We start from the raw sequence: 17,411 nt of genomic DNA on the forward strand, positions 1-17,411 counted from the left end.
TTTTGGCTTTTCATCGGCTTATGCCCTGTGCGGTAACGTCAGGAAACAGCTGCGCCAGCGCGCTGACGGCCCGGTCGTAATCGCAGCTTTCGTGGATCGCCTGGTGCAGATACGCTTCCATCGCCGGATAGTGCTGGATAGCCTGGTCGAGCAGCGCATCGCTGCCCGCCACGTAAGCGCCAACGCTGACCAGGTCACGGTTGCGCTGGTAACAGGAGAGCTGCTGCTTAAAGGTCTGCACTTGGCGGTACTGCGGGTGCGGGATCAGCTCGGTCATTGCGCGGCTGATCGACGCTTCAATATCGATTGCCGGGTAATGCCCGGACTCCGCCAGACGGCGCGACAGAACGATGTGGCCGTCGAGAATGGCGCGTGCCGAGTCGGCAATCGGGTCCTGCTGATCGTCGCCTTCGGTCAGGACGGTGTAGAACGCGGTGATGGAACCGCCGCCGGGCATACCGTTACCGGCCCTTTCCACCAGCGCGGGCAGGCGGGCAAACACGGATGGCGGATAGCCTTTGGTCGCCGGGGGTTCGCCGATCGCCAGCGCCACCTCACGCTGCGCCATGGCGAAGCGCGTCAGGGAATCCATAATCAGCAGCACGTTAAGGCCGCGATCGCGAAAATCTTCGGCAATGCGCGTGGCGTACACCGCGCCCTGCATGCGCAGGATCGGTGACACATCCGCCGGGGCGGCAATCACCACCGCACGCTGGATCCCCTCTTCACCGAGGATATTTTCAATAAAGTCTTTCACCTCGCGTCCGCGTTCACCGATCAGGCCGACGACGATGACGTCGGCATCGGTAAAGCGCGCCATCATGCCGAGCAGCACGCTTTTGCCGACGCCGGATCCGGCAAACAGCCCCATGCGCTGGCCGCGCCCGACGGTCAGCAGGCCGTTAATCGCACGTACGCCAACATCGAGCACTTTTTTGATCGGGTCACGGTGCAGCGGGTTAAGCGGCTGGGTAAACAGACTGGCGCAGTCGGTTTTCAGCGGCGCCGGGCGCCCGTCCAGCGGGCGACCCTGGGCGTCCAGCACCCTGCCGAGCAGCTGTGGCCCGACCGGCAGCTGTTTGCCAACCTCTTCGGACTCCGGCGCGTAGACGCGGGCGCCGGACAGGATGCCATCGACGTGCTCCAGCGGCATCAGGTACAGCACCTGATCTTTGAAGCCGACCACTTCGCTTTCCACCGGCACCACGCCGTGACGGGTTTGACGCTCAAGAATGCACAGCGCGCCAATCGGCAGCTTCAGCCCGACCGCTTCCATCACCAGCCCGGTGGCGCGAGTCAGCCTGCCATACTGGCGAAACGGTGCGATATCGCCGATGCGCGTTTCTACGCGATCGATCGATTCAAGCCAGCGTTGCAGATGTGCTGTCATGCGGATAGCTCCTCGTGCGCCAGCTGGCACAGCTTCTGCCAGCGGGTTTCTAAGGTGGCATCCAGCTCCACTTCGTCGGTCAGAATGCGACAGCCGCCGGGTAACAGCTGGCTGTCGGTATGCAGCTCCCAGCTCATCGCTGCCAGCGTCTCACCGAGGGCGGCGTCAATCAGCGGACGATCGTCCGGGTGGATCATCAGCCGGATCTTGCCGTTTAGCAGCGGATCCTGGCGCATCAGCTGTTTAATCTGCTGCTGTAGCTGGGTATTGCTGCTGCCCTGCTCGCTGCCATGCAGGCTCTGTACCGCCTGCAACGCCAGCTGCACCAGCCGGCTGGGGATCAAGCTGTCAAGGCTGTCCAGCGACAGCTTAAAGGAGGCGATCCACGCTTCGACGTCCTTCATCGCCGCCTGTTGAGCGCTCTGAGCCTCGCTGATGCCCTGCGCTATGCCAGCTTCGTGCCCGCTGTGGAATCCGGCTTCATAGCCCTGCTTTTTGCCCTCTTCCTGGCACTGGGCCAGCCCCTGGTTGTACCCCTGCTGTTCCGCCTGCTTGCGCAATCGTGCCAGTTCGGCCTTGAACTGGGCATCGCTGGCCGGGCTATTCGTCACCGGCAGCGGCTCCTCGTGCACGCTTTCTGTAGCCAGCAAATTATCCGGCTTCCAGCTGCGCCACTGCAGTTTATTCTGCTCATCAGACGTAGGCATCGTCGCTGCTCCCAATCAGAATTTCGCCCGCTTCAGCAAGGCGACGTACCACCAGCAGGACGGATTTCTGTTCTGCCTCGACCTGCGACAGGCGTACCGGACCACGGGATGCAAGATCCTCGGCCATCAGATCCGCCTGGCGGCGTGACATATTGCGGAAGAACTTTTCGCGCAGCGCCTCGTTGGCCCCTTTCAGCGCGATCAGCAGGGTTTCACTTTCGATCTCCTGCAGAATGCGCTGGATGCTGCGGTCTTCGACATCCACCAGATTTTCGAACAGGAACATTTCGTCGATGATTTTCTGCGCCAGCTCGCCGTCGAAATCGCGCACCGCGTTGATGGCTGCCTCTTCCTGCTGGGATTTCATCAGGTTGAGGATCTCCGCCGCCGGGCGCACGCCGCCCATTTTGCTGCGCTTGAGGTTCTGGCCGTGCAGCAGATTATTGAGCACTTCGGTCAACTCCTGCAGCGCGGCAGGCTGCACGCCGCCAAAGGTGGCGATACGCAGCATAATGTCGTTACGCTCTTTATCATCAAACTGCCCGAGGATATCTGCCGCCTGGTTACGCTTCAGATGCACGAGGATGGTGGCAATAATCTGCGGATGCTCCTCGCGGATCAGATCGTATACCGTCTGTGGATCCATAAAGTTGAGCGTTTCAATGCCGTTGTTGCCCTGATGGGAATCCAGCAGATCTTCCAGCAGCGACGAGGCGCGCTCTTCGCCCAGCGCTTTCACCAGCACGCTGCGCAGGTATTCGTTGGTGTTCAGGCTCAGCGCCGCATACTCGCTGGAGTCTTTGGCGAACTCCTCCAGCACTGCCGACATCTGGTCATGGGTAAAACCGGCCATATTGACCATCGAGCTACTGATCTGTTTGACCTCGTGGGCGTTGAGATGCTTAAAGACTTCGGCCGCCAGCTCATCGCCGAGCGTCAGCATCACGATGGCGCTTTTGTCACAGGCATTCATGGTTTTTGCTGCTCCTTATTTATCCACTGGCGCATGACCAGGGCGATCACTCGCGGCTCCTGTTCCGCCAGTTCGCGCAGCTGCTGACTGTTCATCTCGCTGTCCACGCGGCGCTGCGCTTTGGCATGAGCCTGCATCTCTGCCACTTTCTTCTTCTCATCCAGTTCAAACTGGCGTACCTGCTGCTCCATCTCCATACGACGGATCGCGGTTTCCTGATGGCGCGTCCAGGTTGGCTGCACCAGCTTGCGCCACAGCACCCAGGCAATAATGGCAATCACCAGATAGCGGGCGATGGACATCATCAGCGCCTGGAAGCTCTGCTGCTGCCACAGCGGGGGTACCACTTCAGCCTCTACGCCGTTAAACGCTGAGTTGACGATATTGATGCTGTCACCGCGTGCAGCGCTGTAGCCGATGGCTTCTTTCACCAGGGTGTTGATACGCTCCAGCTCGGCGGCGGCCAGCGGGCCTGGCTTGCCCTCTTTGCCGGCAGGCAGGTAGTTAATCACCACCGCCACCGACAGCCGTTGGATCTGCCCGACGCTGGTTTTGGTGTGGATCAGGGTGCGATCAACCTCAAAGTTGGTAGTTTCATCGTTGCGGTTGTTATAAGGCTGGGCGCTCTCGTTGCTGCCCGCGCCTGCCGTTTGCGTGCTGGTGCTGTTGTTCTGACCCTTGGCGGCCGGAGTGGCTGGCGTCAGCGGTTTCGTCAGGGGAGCCGTTGCCGGGGTTGGCGGCGTATTGCTTAACGCGCCCGGAACGCCGCCGGTGGTGCGTCCGTTGCCCTGCGCTGACTGGCTGGACTGGCGGCTGCGGATCGCCATTTTGTCGCTGTCTGCATTGGGCTGATACTGCTCATCGGTGCGCTCCTGCTGGGTAAAGTCCATTTGGGCGGTGACCTGGGTGCGCACATTGCTGTCGCCCACCAGCGGGGCCAGCAGACGCTGAATGCGCTGCTGATAATCGTTTTCAATCTCGTTGGTATACTTCAGCTGTGAGGTCTGCATGCCGCGCACGCCGCTCTGCGTCAGCAGGTTGCCGCGCTGGTCGACAAGGGTGACGTTATCCGCCGATAGCCCGGTGACCGCACTGGAAACCAGATGGGTAATCGCCGTGACCTGGCTGTCGTCCAGCCTGCGGCCCTGCGCCAGGGTGACGCTGACCGAAGCGGTTGGCTGCTTCTGGTCGCGCACGAACATTGACGGTTTCGGCACGGCAAGATGCACGCGGGCTGTGAGGATTGGCCCAAGATTTTCGATGGTGCGTGACAGCTCGCCCTCCAGCGCACGCTGGAAGTTAATCTGCTCGCTGAACTGGCTGATGCCGAACTTCTCCTGGTCAAGCAGTTCAAAGCCAACGGAACCGCCCTTTGGCAGCCCCTGCTGAGCCATCTTCATGCGCGCTTCGTGCACGATCCCTTCCGGTACCATAATGGCACCGCCCGGCGTATCGATGCGGTAAGGGATATTCATCTGCGACAGCTGAGTGACAATGGCACCGCCATCCTCATCGCTGATGTTGCTAAACAGCACGCGATACCCCGGCTCCTTCGCCCAGATTAGCAGTGCAATGATCGCGGAAAGTGCCGCAGCAGCGGCGATAACCAGCAGCAGTTTAGGGTTGGCGCGAAATGAGCTCATTGCCGCCTTTATACTGTCTGCCGGGTTGCTCTTTAAATCATTTGTTGTGGCACTCATGCCGTAATCCTGTAAGAAATAATCACGCAGCCAAAACCTGCGAACAAGCCTGCCGGTGATGCAAGACAGCAGCCGATGAACGTATATTTTGAGAAATTTTGAGGGGCGTATTATCGTCCTAAAGGCGTTTTTTTTAAGCATAAATAAGCTCGAAGTTCTGTCAGCTTATCGGGTTTTTCGCCCATTTCTCCCCCGTGTTAATATGCATCCGTCTAAAAGCTGCGCAATTTTTATTGCACCAGAATTCATTAATTAGCCGGAATAAAATAATGTCAGCATCAATTCACAGTGTGATTGGGCAAATGCACGCCCAGGCCCAGAAAATTTCGGGATCCGCTGATTTCCTCTCTGCCGGAAAGTTAACAGATAACGTGGGCGGCGCGACATTCTCGGACGCTCTGTTTAACAGTATCAATGAAATCAATAAGACACAGCAGGTAGCCAGGAAAAACACCCAGGATTTTATGTCCGGAAAAAGCGATGTCGGCCTGAATGATGTGATGCTCTCAATGCAGAAATCATCGGTGGCATTTAGCTTTGGCGTGCAGATGCGTAATAAAATGCTCAGCGCCTATCAGGAAGTTATGAGCATGCCGGTTTAAGGCATTGACGAACATCATCATGAATGAAAATTTGCGCGTACCGCTTCGTACTCCCCAACTCTCAGACGCGCTGAGCGACCGGGAATTACAGCGTATCAGCCAGCTGATATATCAGCGTGCCGGTATTGTTCTCACCGAACAAAAGCGAGACATGATATTTAACCGCCTGTCACGCCGCCTGCGTGAATTAAAATTAGCGCGCTTCAGTGAATATATTCAGATCCTGGAATCCAGCCCGGACAGCCCGGAATGGCAGGTATTTATTAATTCTCTGACCACCAACCTGACCGCGTTTTTCCGCGAGGCGTACCACTTTCCAGCGCTGGCAGAACATGCCCGCCAGCATGCCAGTGGCTATCGCGTCTGGTGTACCGCGGCCTCGACCGGTGAAGAGCCGTGCTCAATTGCCATGACGCTGGATGAGGTTCTCGGCCCGACCATCGGCGGGCCGCGCATCTGGGCAACCGATATTGATACCGATGTGCTGGCGCGCGCCAGCGCCGGGGTTTACCGCCTGGCAGACGTGCAGAGCCTTAGCCCTGCGCAAAAGCGCCAGTTCTTTTTGCGCGGCACCGGGGATAACAGTGAACAGGTGCGCGTGAAGCAGGAGCTGCTCGCGGCGATCCACTATCAGCGCCTGAATCTGCTGGACGCCAGCTGGAATGTGCCCGGCCCGTTTGACGCGATTTTTTGTCGCAACGTAATGATCTATTTCGATGCGCCGACGCAACAGCGGCTGATCCAGCGTTTTGCCCAGTTGCTGAAGCCAGACGGACTGCTGTTTGTCGGCCATTCGGAGCATTTTAACCACCGGCAAAGCCCGTTCCGCCTGCGCGGACAGTCGGTGTACGCACTAACGGAGACAGGACGTTGAATAAGATACGAGTGCTGTGCGTCGACGACTCCGCCCTGATGCGCAACATGATCACGGCGGTCGTCAATCAGCAGCACGATATGGAGATGGTGGCGACGGCGGCCGATCCGATCACTGCCCGCGAGCTCATCAAGAAATTTAACCCCGACGTGCTGACGCTGGATATCGATATGCCGCGTATGAACGGGCTGGAGTTTCTTTCACGCCTGATGCGCCTGCGCCCGATGCCGGTGGTGATGGTCTCCTCACTGACCGCCAAAGGGTCCGAAGCCACTCTCACCTCACTGGAGCTGGGGGCAGTAGATTTTATCGCCAAACCGGATATCAGACAGAACAGTGAAATCGACCACTGGGCGCTGCTGGTAGCCGATAAAATCCGCGTGGCGGCGCGGGTCGAATTATCCCCGCGGGCGCACGCCGCGAGCGAACGCCACAGCATCAGTGCGCCGCACCTCGGGATGGAAAAAATTATCGCTATCGGTTCCTCAACCGGGGGAACGGAAGCCCTGCGCCGGGTACTGACCCCAATGCCAGCCCACTGCCCCGCCGTGCTGATCGCTCAGCATATGCCAGCGGGCTTCACCCTGTCGTTTGCCCAGCGTATGAACTCACTGTGTGCGATGACGGTGAAAGAGGCCGAGGAAGGCGAACCGGTGCTGAGAGGCACCGCCTATATTGCTCCTGGCGATCGTCATATGGAGATCGCGCGTCAGGGCAGGGGTTATCAGATCCGTCTCAACAGCAATCCGGCGGTTAACCGCCATCGCCCTTCGGTCGACGTGCTGCTGTATTCGGTGGCCGAACATGCCGGGCAGCACGCCGCCGGGGCGATCCTGACCGGGATGGGCAACGACGGCGCGCGCGGGCTGCTGGCGATGCGCCAGGCGGGAGCCTGGACGCTGGCACAAAGCGAGCAGACCTGCGTGGTATTCGGTATGCCGCGCGAAGCCATTGCGCTACAGGCCGCGCTGGAAGTGACGGACCTACAGCATATCAGCCAGCGTTTGATCGACAGCTTCACGCCGGCGGATCGCAGTAAAACAGCAAAATAACAGCGGGATACCTCCACCGTTTGCAGGAGGATTTTCAGGATAACACCATGTTGGATAAGAGCTTACGTTTTCTGGTTGTTGATGATTTTGCCACGATGCGCCGCATCGTTCGCAATCTGCTACAGGACCTGGGTTACAAGAACATTGAAGAAGCGGAAGACGGACAGGATGCGCTGAACAAGCTGCGCGCGGCCGAATTTGATTTTGTGGTCAGCGACTGGAACATGCCGCATATCGATGGTCTGGAACTGCTGAAGACCATTCGCGCGGATGCGGCAATGGCCAAACTCCCGGTACTGATGGTCACGGCAGAAGCCAAGCGCGAAAACATTATTGCTGCTGCTCAGGCCGGCGCCAATGGCTATATCGTTAAGCCTTTCACCGCCGCCACGCTGGAAGAGAAGCTGGGCAAAATTTTCGAAAAACTCGGTTAATGACAATGACAGAGAATAATTCACCCGGCAGCGATAATTTTAAAGACATCTTTTTACGTATTGGCCAGCTGACGCGCGTGCTGCGCAACAGCATGGCTAACCTTGGCCTCGAACAGGCCTTACAGGAAGTCGCTGAGGCCTTCCCGAATACCCGCGATCGCCTTGACTACGTTGCGGAAAAGACCTCCCAGGCTGCCGACCGGGCGCTGACCTGCGTGGAAGTCGCCCGCCCGCTGCAGGAGTCACTGGGTAACGAGGCAACGGCGCTGAACGCCCGCTGGGATGCCTGGTTTGTCGAGCCGCAGCCGCTGGAAGAAGCGCGCGAGCTGGTCAACGCCACGCGTGCCTACCTCCGTCAGGTTCCGGACGTCACCCGCAGCACCAACCACCAGCTGACCGAAATCATGATGGCGCAGGACTTTCAGGATCTGACCGGCCAGGTGCTGCACAGCCTGGTCAATGTGATAGAAGTGGTGGAGAAAGAGCTGATCAGCGTCCTGCTGGAAAATATGCAGGAGATTGAGCCGGTTAATGCAGATGAAAACGCCCATCTGAAAAATGGCCCGCAGATTAACACCACCGCCGAAGGCATTGTTGCCTCGCAGGAACAGGTGGACGATCTGCTGGAATCACTGGGCTTCTGAGTTAACTGAATCGCCGCTATGTCACAAGAAAGTGATAACGAAAAAACCGAAGACCCCACGCCGACAAAACTGGCGAAGTCGCGTGAAGAGGGGCAGATCCCACGTTCAAAAGAGCTGACCACGCTGCTGATGCTGCTGGTGGGATGGGGGCTGATGGTCGGTGGCGGTGAGAGCCTGGCGCGCAGTCTGATGCATCTGCTGCACAACGGACTGACTTTCGATCGACTGCTGACGGCCGACCCGGCGCATATGCTGCGACGCGCTGCCAGCCTGCTTGGTCAGGCATCTCTCGCCACGCTGCCGTTTGTCTGCGGCCTGTTTATTACCGCAATTGCGGCACAGCCGATTGTTGGCGGGCTGAACCTGAGCGCGAAGTCGATCAAGCTGAATCTGAAAAAGCTTAATCCGCTCAGCGGCATCAAGCGCATGTTCTCAGCGCAGATGGCCTCCGAGATGCTGAAGGCGATTTTAAAAGTGCTGCTGGCCTCGCTCGGCGGCGGGCTTTACCTGCTGCTTAATAAAGAGAAATTTATCCGGCTGATCTTCGAACCGCTCGGCATGGCGCTCAGCGATATCGCCAGCCTGCTGATCGGCTGCATGCTGGCAGTGATCCTGTCGCTGATCCCGATGGTGGCCTTTGACGTGATTTACCAGATCTACAGCAACTGGAAGAAGCTGCGCATGAGCCATCAGGAGATCAAAGATGAGTTCAAAAAGCAGGAAGGCGACCCGCTGATTAAAAACCGCGTGCGCCAGATGCAGCGCGCCATGTCGCAGCAGCGCATGATGAGCGACGTTCCCGATGCAGACGTGGTGGTCAATAACCCGACGCACTACTCTGTCGCCCTGAAATATCAGGACGGCAGCCTCGGCGCACCAAAAGTGGTGGCCAAAGGCAGCGGCCTGATTGCCCTGCGCATCCGCGAGCTGGCGGAAAGCCACAGAGTTCCGATGCTGGAAGCGCCCCCGCTGGCGCGTGCGCTGTATCGCCACTGCGAAATTGGCGCACCCATTCCGGCTGATTTATACAACGCGGTAGCAGAAGTCCTGGCGTGGGTTTACGGCCTGCGCCGCTGGCGTAAAGGCTTTGGACAGCGCCCTGTCACCCCTGAAAACCTTCCCGTGCCCGACGCGCTGGATTTTGCCCAAGAGAGTAAAGAGTGATGGCTAATCTCGCCACCCAGTTACGATTACCGAAGTTTAAAGAGACCCAGTGGCAGGTGCTGGCCGGCCCGGTGCTGATCATGACCATCCTGGCGATGATGATCCTGCCGCTGCCGACTTTCGTGCTGGATCTGTTCTTCACCTTCAACATCGTGCTGTCGATCATGATCCTGCTGGTGGCGATGTTCACCCAGAAGACGCTGGAATTCTCGGCATTCCCGACGGTGCTGCTGTTCTCCACGCTGCTGCGCCTGGCGCTGAATGTCGCCTCCACGCGGGTAATCCTGATGGAAGGCCACACCGGCACCGGAGCCGCAGGCGCGGTAGTTGAAGCCTTTGGTAACTTCCTGGTGGGCGGTAATTTCGCCATCGGCATCATTGTGTTCATCATTTTGATCATCATTAACTTTATGGTGATCACCAAGGGTGCCGGGCGTATCGCCGAAGTGGGCGCTCGCTTTACCCTCGACGGGATGCCGGGCAAGCAGATGGCGATTGATGCCGACCTCAACGCCGGGCTGATTGGCGAAGATGAAGCCAAGCGCCGCCGCCAGGAAGTGACGCAGGAAGCCGATTTCTACGGGTCGATGGACGGGGCCAGCAAGTTTGTGCGCGGTGATGCGATCGCCGGGCTGATGATCATGGTGATCAACGTGCTGGGCGGACTGATGATCGGCATCATGCAGCACGACATGTCGGCGGGCATGGCGGCGGAAACCTATACCCTGCTGACCATCGGCGATGGCCTGGTGGCGCAGATCCCGGGACTGGTGATCTCAACTGCCGCCGGTGTGGTGGTGACCCGCGTGGTCAACGAGCAGGACGTTGGCGAGCAGATGGTCAGCCAGCTGTTTACCTCTCCGCGCGTCATCGTGCTCTCTGCCGCGGTGATCGGCCTGCTGGGGCTGATCCCGGGCATGCCGAACCTGGTGTTCCTGCTGTTTACCGCCGCGCTGCTGGGCATTGCCTGGTGGCTGCGCGGTCGTGAGAGCCAGCAGAGCGCCCGCGCCGGCGTGGCCGGGGGCAGCGCCGAAGAGAAAGCGCTGGCCGAGGCCGAAGCGGCGCAGGTCAATGAAGCCACCTGGTCCGATGTACAGATGGAAGACGTGCTCGGGCTGGAAGTGGGCTACCGCCTGATCCCGATGGTGGATCAGCAACAAAATGGTCAGCTGTTAACGCGGGTGCGCGGCATCCGTAAGAAGTTTGCCCAGCAGATGGGCTTTCTGCCGCCGGCGGTGCATATCCGCGACAACCTCGACCTCTCGCCGACCTCGTACAGCATTCTGCTGAAGGGCGTGGAGATTGGCCGCGGTGAAACCATGCCGGAGCGCTTTATGGCGATCAATCCGGGCTGTGCCGAAGGAGATGTTCCCGGCATTGCCTGCGTTGAGCCGACCTTTGGTCTGCCTGCGCTGTGGATTGAAGAGGTCCAGCGCGAGCTGGCACAGACCCTTGGCTATACGGTGGTTGACCCGAGCTCGGTGATTGCCACCCACCTGAATCATCTGATCAGCATCCATACCGACGAGCTGTTTGGCCGCCAGGAGGCGCAGCAGCTGCTCGATCAGCTGACCAAACAGTCGCCGAAGCTGGTGGAGGATCTTATTCCCGGCGTGATCACGCTGACCACGCTGCATAAGGTTTTGCAGAACCTGCTGGCGGAGCGTATTTCGATCCGCGATATGCGCACCATCATTGATACCCTGGCGGAATTTGCCACCAGCCACAGCGATGCCGATGAGCTGACCGCCCGCGTGCGCGCCCGCCTGGCTCGCGCCATCACTCACCAATGGTTCCCGGCGGACCAGGATATTCAGGTTATTGGCCTCGACCTGTCGCTGGAACAGCTGCTGATGCAGGCCACGCAAAGCGGCAGCGCCATTGAACCCGGCATTGCTGAAAACCTGATGAAGCAGACCGAGCTGGCGTTGCAGCACCAGGAGGGTATTGGCGCGCCGCCGGTGATGCTGGTCAACCCGATGCTGCGCCTGATGCTTTCACGCTATCTGCGCCGTATCTTCCCGCAGCTGGTGGTGCTGTCGAGCCAGGAGATCAGCAGCCAGCGCAACGTGCGCATGACCTATATGATTGGTGGCCGCTGATGAAGGCCTGGCTTTGGCTGCTGCTGGCAGCACCGCTGGCCGCAGAGGCCGCGGGCGGTTCCTGGGGCAGTCAGAGCCGCGGCGGGACGATCTCAATGGGTAAACAGCAGGTGAAAAGCGAACCGATCACCCCTTCCGGTTCCCTCCCCGCCGGCGCGGTGGGAGTGCGAGTGGCATGGCGCATTACCCCCAGCCACACGCCGCCGCCGGATCTGAAAATCACGCTGTGCAGCGCGCAACGCTGCATGGCGCTGCCTGCACTTTCCGGTGAGTTGGCAATGCCGGCTTTCTTCCCGGTAAGCGGACCGTTTTATTTTACCTACTACGCCCAGTCGCGCGGCCCGCTGTTTCCAGTGCTGACCATTCTGCGCAATCAGCTGACGGTGAATTACCGGGTTGCCGCCGGGAACAGATAATTTTGCCAAATGATGTTGGGATGCATCAGGGAGAGATAAAATCAGAGCAGCGGCTCAATGCTCCTGACCGGGAAGAAAAATTTAATTTTATCGTCGCTGGTTTTAAGCTGGATAAAGCCCATTTTGCGCCAGAATCCTGCGGCTTCTTCATCTTTTGCCTCTATCATTACGGACCAGATCCCGACAGAGTCAGAGGCATACCAGGCTACGCGCAGTGCGTCGATCGCTAACTGCGTGCCATAACCCCGTCCTGCCAGACGCTGATCAATTGCCAGTCGGCCCAGCGTGATACATGAGGTTTCATGGTATGGGATCTGATTCTGATATTGACGCGTCATGCCAGATTTTGCATAACTGCCGCCTGACAGAGTATAAAACCCCACCACCTCAGGGACGGGTTCATCAGTAACCAGCAGATAGGCTTTCAGTACGTTGCCTGCATGTTGCTTAGCCAGGTGCTTTTTCAGAAATTCATCCAGCTCCGGGCGGCCACAGCTGAAGTTTTCGACGTTGATAATGATATCAGCCGAGTACTTCATGATTTTAAGTTTTACCGATTCCATTCCCAGGTCGATCCCTCATGGCTGAGTGCAGCCGCCCGATGCAGTCGTTCATTCGGTGCGGGTGGATTTTCCAGCGCTTCCATCACCGCATTCCATGACTGTTCGGTCAGTTTAATACGGTTGTGCTCGTTGATTACCGTTTCCGCACGTTGCATGGCAGAGTCCGCTATAAATTGGGAGACACTGACACGACTCAGCTGCGCGGCAGTTTCTATTTCACTTTTAACATCAGGGCTGATACGCAGCTCCAGTCGTTCAGTTTTTGCTACGGCCACCATGGGCTTCTCCAGTTTGTACGGTTATCTTACGTACAAGAAAGAGTACATTATATAATCAGGCAGTTCCAATGATCTTTTTGTTCCGGTAGTAAGTTATCGCTGCTGCCACAGCAAGCGTCTTCGGTGTCAGAAAGATTGTGGCCCTCCCGCTGTGATGACGCGATATTTAGCCGACGTGAGTTTATCCTGACAAGCGCAGCCTGATGCCGCAAACACTTTTCCTCACCCGTTTTAAATTCTGGAAGCGGGCGCATAAAAAATATCGCTGCATTACAGCACTTGTCGAAGCAATGGAATCATGCGCGCAACGCAAATCCTTTTCTTTTCTGCTCTGCTATTTCACATATATTAAGTGAAAGCTCAATCGTTCCACGCGAAATCCCTTACCCCTTTTATTAGTGGAAACGCTAAATTAATTTTTCCGCCCTGCATCAGTTAAGGGTAAAAATAGCATTTTTACTGCTTTCCCCCGGTGTTTTTTGCCCCTACGATTGCCTGTGCAGAAACTAACCCACTGCATTTTTCAGAACCTGTCAAGGAAGAAAGCGTTATGGCTCAGGATATTTTTATCAAAATCAACGGAGTTGAAGGGGAATCCTCGGATGCTGCACATCGCGGGGAAATTGAGGTGCTCAGCTGGCACTGGGCGGTGAGCCAGCCCGCCAATATGCACGCGGGTAGCGGCGGCGGCGCCGGAAAAAGCAGCGTTGAGGATCTGTGCTTTGTGCATCGCTTCGACAAAGCCAGCACTAATCTGTTGCAGTATTGCCTGAGCGGCAAACACATTCCCGAAGCGGTGCTGACGGTACGCAAAGCCGGAGGCTCGCCGCTGGAATATCTGCGTATTATCTTACAGGAGATCATTATTAGCGGCGTACGCCCACACGGTACCGTATCCACGCGCACACTGCGAGAAAGCGTTGCACTCTCTTTCTCTCGGGTAAGAATGGAATATGTTTTACAAAATTCTGAAGGTGGCCCCGCTGGAACAGTGGCAATGGGATATGACATTAAGGCAAACAAAAACATCTAAACCATCACATAAACTAAGGATTAGTTATGTTATATATAGACGATCATGGATACATCGATGATGACCGTATTATTGTTAAAATATTCAATAAAATTGAACGGGAGAAAATGGATAAGGTGAATGGTATCGTTGTCCATCAGACCAATGCCCCGACAGCAAGCAGTACCTTCAACAGTTATCAAAACGCAGGAGCCAACGGTGCCCACTTCCTGATTGACCGCGATGGCACTATTTATCAGACAGCCTCGGTATTTCGGGTCACTTGGCATGTAGGAACAATGAAATCTCGCTGTTATTTAACCAAAAAGTGCAAACCAGCTGAGTTCGATAAAGCTGCTGGTTTGGAAAAGTCGTGGAGAAATTACCCTGAAATAAGTAAATTAGAAAAGAAGAAAAAATTCCCTGACCGTTACCCTGGTAACATTGACAGCATAGGGATAGAAATTGTAGGTAAAGCACAAAAGATGATAGATGAAAAAGGGCTTAATATTGGTGATGTTTATGAGCCAGTTAACGAACAACAAAACAGATCGTTAGATTGGTTGATTAAAGAACTATCTGACACATTGAAGACATCCATGAAAGAGATCTACCGCCATTCTGAAATAGCCCGAAAAAACAAAACGGAGGCTAGCACCGCAACATGGTAAAAATGAATAAATTTTTTTCAGGCTTAATATTACTCTGTCTTTTATCAAGCCAAGCACAAGGAAGGATAGTCAGTCAAATTAATATTAAAGGAATAGGATTACAATATGATGGGCGAGATGATAAAAATGAAGAAAAAGCCTGTAAAATTTTCAGGCCAACTAAAAAACAGCTTATACATTTTTTTAACTCAGCTAAAGAATCAAAGGAAAGTGGAGAATTGCTACATGACTACTACTCACCCTGTGTTTCGTCCGGTTCAATAAAATTCAAAGATGGGTCATCCGGCGACTGGACTGTGCAATCTAGCGGTCTGGCATACGTTATTTTTAGCAACGGAGAATCAGCAACTTTCTTCTACAATCATAACAAATGGAAAGATCCTTTTGCTTGCACTTACGGTTTAGGTGATGAACCAAAATGCTAAATATTGACTGCGCATCTGTATGCGCAGTCTGTTTCTTAATAAACTGGTAAGGAGGCTAGCTCAGCAAAATGGTAAAGATTAAAAATATCATCATCATCACCCTGTTTCTTGTCTCAACTCCAGCCATATCCAGGGTAGTCAGCAGCATTGATATTCAAGCAGTGGGTGAACATTACAGCGGAAGAAATGATAAATATGAAGAGAAAGTTTGCAAAGCATTCAGACCGAGCAAGAAACAATTAATTCGTTACTTCAACCTGGCAACAGATTCCGATGATAACGGACCGTTGCTGCATGACTATTATTCACCGTGCATTGCTTATGGACTGGTAAAGTTTAAAGACGGTACGTCCGCACGCTGGACTTTAGAAGCAAATGGCGGCGCATACGTGACTTTTAGCGATAAAAAACAACATCTGTTTTTCTACAGAGATAATCACTGGTTTAATCCTTTACCTTGTGAGCATGGTAATGGCATCGATGAACCTAAAGACATATGTTAATCGTTATTTAAGTCAATTGATTATGCGAAAAATGACGTAATAACTAAGTCATTAAACCGCCAGGGAGGACAACGGAGGCAAATGATAAACGTTAAAAATTCATCCTTAGTGGTTATTTCAACTTTGCTCATCCTCCAGGCCCATGCAGAAGCGAGAGTAGTCAGCCATGTCGAAGTAAAATGGGTAGGGTTACATGATGACGGGCGTAACGATAAGGCTGAAGAAAAGCAGTGTAAATCCTTCAGGCCCACTAAAAAGCAGATAATCCGTTTTTTTAGTTTATCTAAACAGTAGAAGGAAAGTGGCGAACTTCTTCATGAATATTACTCTCCTTGCTCTGCCACAGGTTCCATAACGTTCAAAGATGGGTCATCCGGCGACTGGACTGTGCAATCTAGCGGTCTGGCATACATTATTTTTAGCAACGGAGAATCAGAAAATTTCTTCTACAATCATAACAAGATGAACCCAAATGCTAAATATTGAATCCGCATTTGTATGCGTAGTCTGCTTCTTAATAAACGGGTAAGGAGGCTAGCACAGCAAAATGGTAACTTACCCCCCCCCACAAAAATGGTCGTTTTACTATTAACCCTTATCATTTCTCACCAAGTTTTTGGAAGAGATGTAGGTTATATTGAAATTAATAAAACTGGTGAGTTATACCATGAATACTCCTCGCCGCGCCTGGCTACCGAAACGGTAGAATTTAAATATTTAAGAATAAGATTAACCCGTAGTAACTAGCATTAGCATTTAAAGTTGGGATAGCCAAAAAGTTCAACCCAAGCGCATTTTATGGCGTAATTATTAGCATAAAACTCATATAGACTTCTGCGCACAACTTACCCTAACGCTATACATGGATTGTAATAATGAACCAGCACTCACGCAAAAAGGCCAATATGCTTATCGGGCTTTTTTTAAGCTCTGCCCCCGTATCAATGGTGTTCGCCGCTATTCCCAATGCTGAGAAACACCCGCTCGCACTTGATTATCGTCACGCGCCTGATCCCTCTGCACTGAGTCAGGAACCGAAGCCAGCCAGAGCGCCCGATCTGTTTGGTGAAACCACCGGTCCACTGCCATTCTTTGGTGAGGAAATTCGTCAGCGCGGTTATGATCTGCCCGATCCTTACGGGATAGGTTATAACTATATGGATATGCACCAAAATATTAAGGTAAACAGCATTAACTTTAGCGGACTGTCACTATTCGGATCGCCGCTATCGAGCGATAATTTTAAGATCAACGTCGGACATACCCGTGAAAAATCTCAGACGCACACCGCGCGCCTGGATACCTGGCTATTCCCGTTTATGAACATATACGGCATCGTAGGGCATACCAAAGGTTCTTCCGTTTCCCGGATTGATACGGTGGCAGCGGGCGCTCAGGTTCTGTATAAAGACCTCGATTTTAAGCTTAAATTTAAAGGCACCACCTATGGCGCAGGCACCACTCTGGCCTATGGCTATCATGACTGGTTTGGTACGCTCGATTTTAACTATACCCGCACCGATTTCGATATTCTGGATGGTAACACCCATGCCTTCACCTTCACGCCGCGCGTAGGCTATCGCTTTACCGTACCCGGTTCCGACAGGTTCAATATTCCGCAGTCTCATGCCAGCCTGTGGGTTGGCACCATGTATCAGGATGTCTCACAGGACTTTCGTGGCAATATCAGCAACCTGCATATGCCTGCTGAGTTAGCCGGACTGGTTAAATTTGTTAACCAGGACGATAAGGGCCGCTTCCGGGTGAAGCAACACTTGCAATCACCGTGGAATATTCTGGTCGGTGGGCAATATGAAATAACCCGTAACTTTAATATTACCGCTGAAGCCGGGTTCGAGAAGCGTAACAGCGTGATGCTGGGCGGCGAGTTCCGCTTCTGA

The 17,411-nt window shown here is 54.6% G+C and carries 19 protein-coding genes; 13 read left to right on the forward strand and 6 right to left on the reverse strand.

Features of this window, described 5'->3' with window-relative positions:
- Positions 1-10 precede the first annotated feature (10 nt).
- Genes fliI through fliF form a run of 4 tightly spaced genes read right to left on the reverse strand, consistent with a single transcriptional unit; the run spans position 11 to position 4,770 of the window.
- A complete protein-coding gene (fliI, locus tag ID864_RS22700; RefSeq protein ID WP_191150410.1) occupies positions 11-1,390 on the reverse strand; it encodes a flagellar protein export ATPase FliI in 1,380 nt (459 codons plus the stop codon).
- Positions 1,387-2,097: a flagellar assembly protein FliH gene (locus tag ID864_RS22705; protein WP_191150411.1), complete on the reverse strand. Its 711-nt coding sequence runs from the start codon at positions 2,095-2,097 to the stop codon at positions 1,387-1,389. Before ID864_RS22705 ends, fliI begins: the two co-directional genes overlap by 4 nt.
- The gene (fliG, locus tag ID864_RS22710; protein WP_099753767.1) at positions 2,084-3,070 is read right to left on the reverse strand and encodes a flagellar motor switch protein FliG; all 987 of its coding nucleotides are present in this window, start codon (positions 3,068-3,070) and stop codon (positions 2,084-2,086) included. Before fliG ends, ID864_RS22705 begins: the two co-directional genes overlap by 14 nt.
- Positions 3,067-4,770: a flagellar basal-body MS-ring/collar protein FliF gene (gene fliF, locus ID864_RS22715; protein ID WP_099753766.1), complete on the reverse strand. Its 1,704-nt coding sequence runs from the start codon at positions 4,768-4,770 to the stop codon at positions 3,067-3,069. The genes fliG and fliF overlap by 4 nt, the downstream gene beginning before the upstream one ends.
- 269 nt (positions 4,771-5,039) lie before the next feature.
- Between fliF and fliE the strand changes: the two genes are divergently transcribed.
- From fliE to ID864_RS22755, 8 genes are read left to right on the forward strand one after another with little or no spacing between them, the layout of a single operon-like run.
- Positions 5,040-5,372, forward strand: a complete 333-nt coding sequence (gene fliE / locus ID864_RS22720) for a flagellar hook-basal body complex protein FliE (protein WP_191150412.1) — start codon at positions 5,040-5,042, stop codon at positions 5,370-5,372.
- 19 nt (positions 5,373-5,391) lie between these two features.
- Positions 5,392-6,246 (forward strand): CheR family methyltransferase, encoded by an 855-nt coding sequence (locus tag ID864_RS22725; protein WP_099753781.1) that lies wholly within the window; start codon positions 5,392-5,394, stop codon positions 6,244-6,246.
- Positions 6,243-7,298, forward strand: a complete 1,056-nt coding sequence (locus ID864_RS22730; RefSeq protein ID WP_099753764.1) for a protein-glutamate methylesterase/protein-glutamine glutaminase — start codon at positions 6,243-6,245, stop codon at positions 7,296-7,298. Before ID864_RS22725 ends, ID864_RS22730 begins: the two co-directional genes overlap by 4 nt.
- A gap of 47 nt (positions 7,299-7,345) precedes the next feature.
- Complete coding sequence (gene cheY / locus ID864_RS22735) at positions 7,346-7,732, forward strand: chemotaxis response regulator CheY (protein ID WP_099753763.1); 387 nt, start codon at positions 7,346-7,348, stop codon at positions 7,730-7,732.
- Between the two features lie 5 nt (positions 7,733-7,737).
- Positions 7,738-8,376 (forward strand): protein phosphatase CheZ, encoded by a 639-nt coding sequence (cheZ, locus tag ID864_RS22740; RefSeq protein WP_099753780.1) that lies wholly within the window; start codon positions 7,738-7,740, stop codon positions 8,374-8,376.
- An 18-nt stretch (positions 8,377-8,394) separates the two neighbouring features.
- The gene (gene flhB / locus ID864_RS22745) at positions 8,395-9,540 is read left to right on the forward strand and encodes a flagellar biosynthesis protein FlhB (protein WP_099753762.1); all 1,146 of its coding nucleotides are present in this window, start codon (positions 8,395-8,397) and stop codon (positions 9,538-9,540) included.
- Positions 9,540-11,642 (forward strand): flagellar biosynthesis protein FlhA, encoded by a 2,103-nt coding sequence (gene flhA / locus ID864_RS22750; protein ID WP_099753761.1) that lies wholly within the window; start codon positions 9,540-9,542, stop codon positions 11,640-11,642. Before flhB ends, flhA begins: the two co-directional genes overlap by 1 nt.
- Positions 11,642-12,058, forward strand: coding sequence for a flagellar protein FlhE (locus ID864_RS22755; RefSeq protein ID WP_191150413.1), 417 nt, complete (start codon positions 11,642-11,644; stop codon positions 12,056-12,058). Before flhA ends, ID864_RS22755 begins: the two co-directional genes overlap by 1 nt.
- Before the next feature lie 41 nt (positions 12,059-12,099).
- On the opposite strand, the gene ID864_RS22760 is transcribed toward ID864_RS22755, so the two are convergent.
- Both ID864_RS22760 and ID864_RS22765 read right to left on the reverse strand, forming a co-directional pair.
- Entirely contained in the window at positions 12,100-12,621 is a 522-nt protein-coding gene (locus ID864_RS22760; RefSeq protein WP_191150414.1) for a GNAT family N-acetyltransferase, read from the reverse strand.
- Complete coding sequence (locus ID864_RS22765; protein ID WP_099753758.1) at positions 12,609-12,899, reverse strand: type II toxin-antitoxin system TacA family antitoxin; 291 nt, start codon at positions 12,897-12,899, stop codon at positions 12,609-12,611. The genes ID864_RS22760 and ID864_RS22765 overlap by 13 nt, the downstream gene beginning before the upstream one ends.
- Positions 12,900-13,449: 550 nt before the next feature.
- Here ID864_RS22765 and ID864_RS22770 point away from each other — a divergent pair.
- The 5 genes from ID864_RS22770 to ID864_RS22790 all read left to right on the forward strand — a co-directional run bounded on the left by ID864_RS22770 (position 13,450) and on the right by ID864_RS22790 (position 17,411).
- Positions 13,450-13,932: an Hcp family type VI secretion system effector gene (locus tag ID864_RS22770; RefSeq protein WP_191150415.1), complete on the forward strand. Its 483-nt coding sequence runs from the start codon at positions 13,450-13,452 to the stop codon at positions 13,930-13,932.
- A gap of 26 nt (positions 13,933-13,958) precedes the next feature.
- The gene (locus ID864_RS22775; protein ID WP_191150416.1) at positions 13,959-14,582 is read left to right on the forward strand and encodes a peptidoglycan recognition protein family protein; all 624 of its coding nucleotides are present in this window, start codon (positions 13,959-13,961) and stop codon (positions 14,580-14,582) included.
- Positions 14,576-15,007: a hypothetical protein gene (locus tag ID864_RS22780; RefSeq protein WP_224750607.1), complete on the forward strand. Its 432-nt coding sequence runs from the start codon at positions 14,576-14,578 to the stop codon at positions 15,005-15,007. Before ID864_RS22775 ends, ID864_RS22780 begins: the two co-directional genes overlap by 7 nt.
- A gap of 68 nt (positions 15,008-15,075) precedes the next feature.
- Positions 15,076-15,510, forward strand: coding sequence for a hypothetical protein (locus ID864_RS22785; RefSeq protein ID WP_099753755.1), 435 nt, complete (start codon positions 15,076-15,078; stop codon positions 15,508-15,510).
- An 875-nt stretch (positions 15,511-16,385) separates the two neighbouring features.
- A complete protein-coding gene (locus ID864_RS22790) occupies positions 16,386-17,411 on the forward strand; it encodes a hypothetical protein (protein ID WP_099753753.1) in 1,026 nt (341 codons plus the stop codon).

This window comes from Erwinia aphidicola (assembly GCF_014773485.1).
GTDB lineage: Bacteria > Pseudomonadota > Gammaproteobacteria > Enterobacterales > Enterobacteriaceae > Erwinia > Erwinia aphidicola.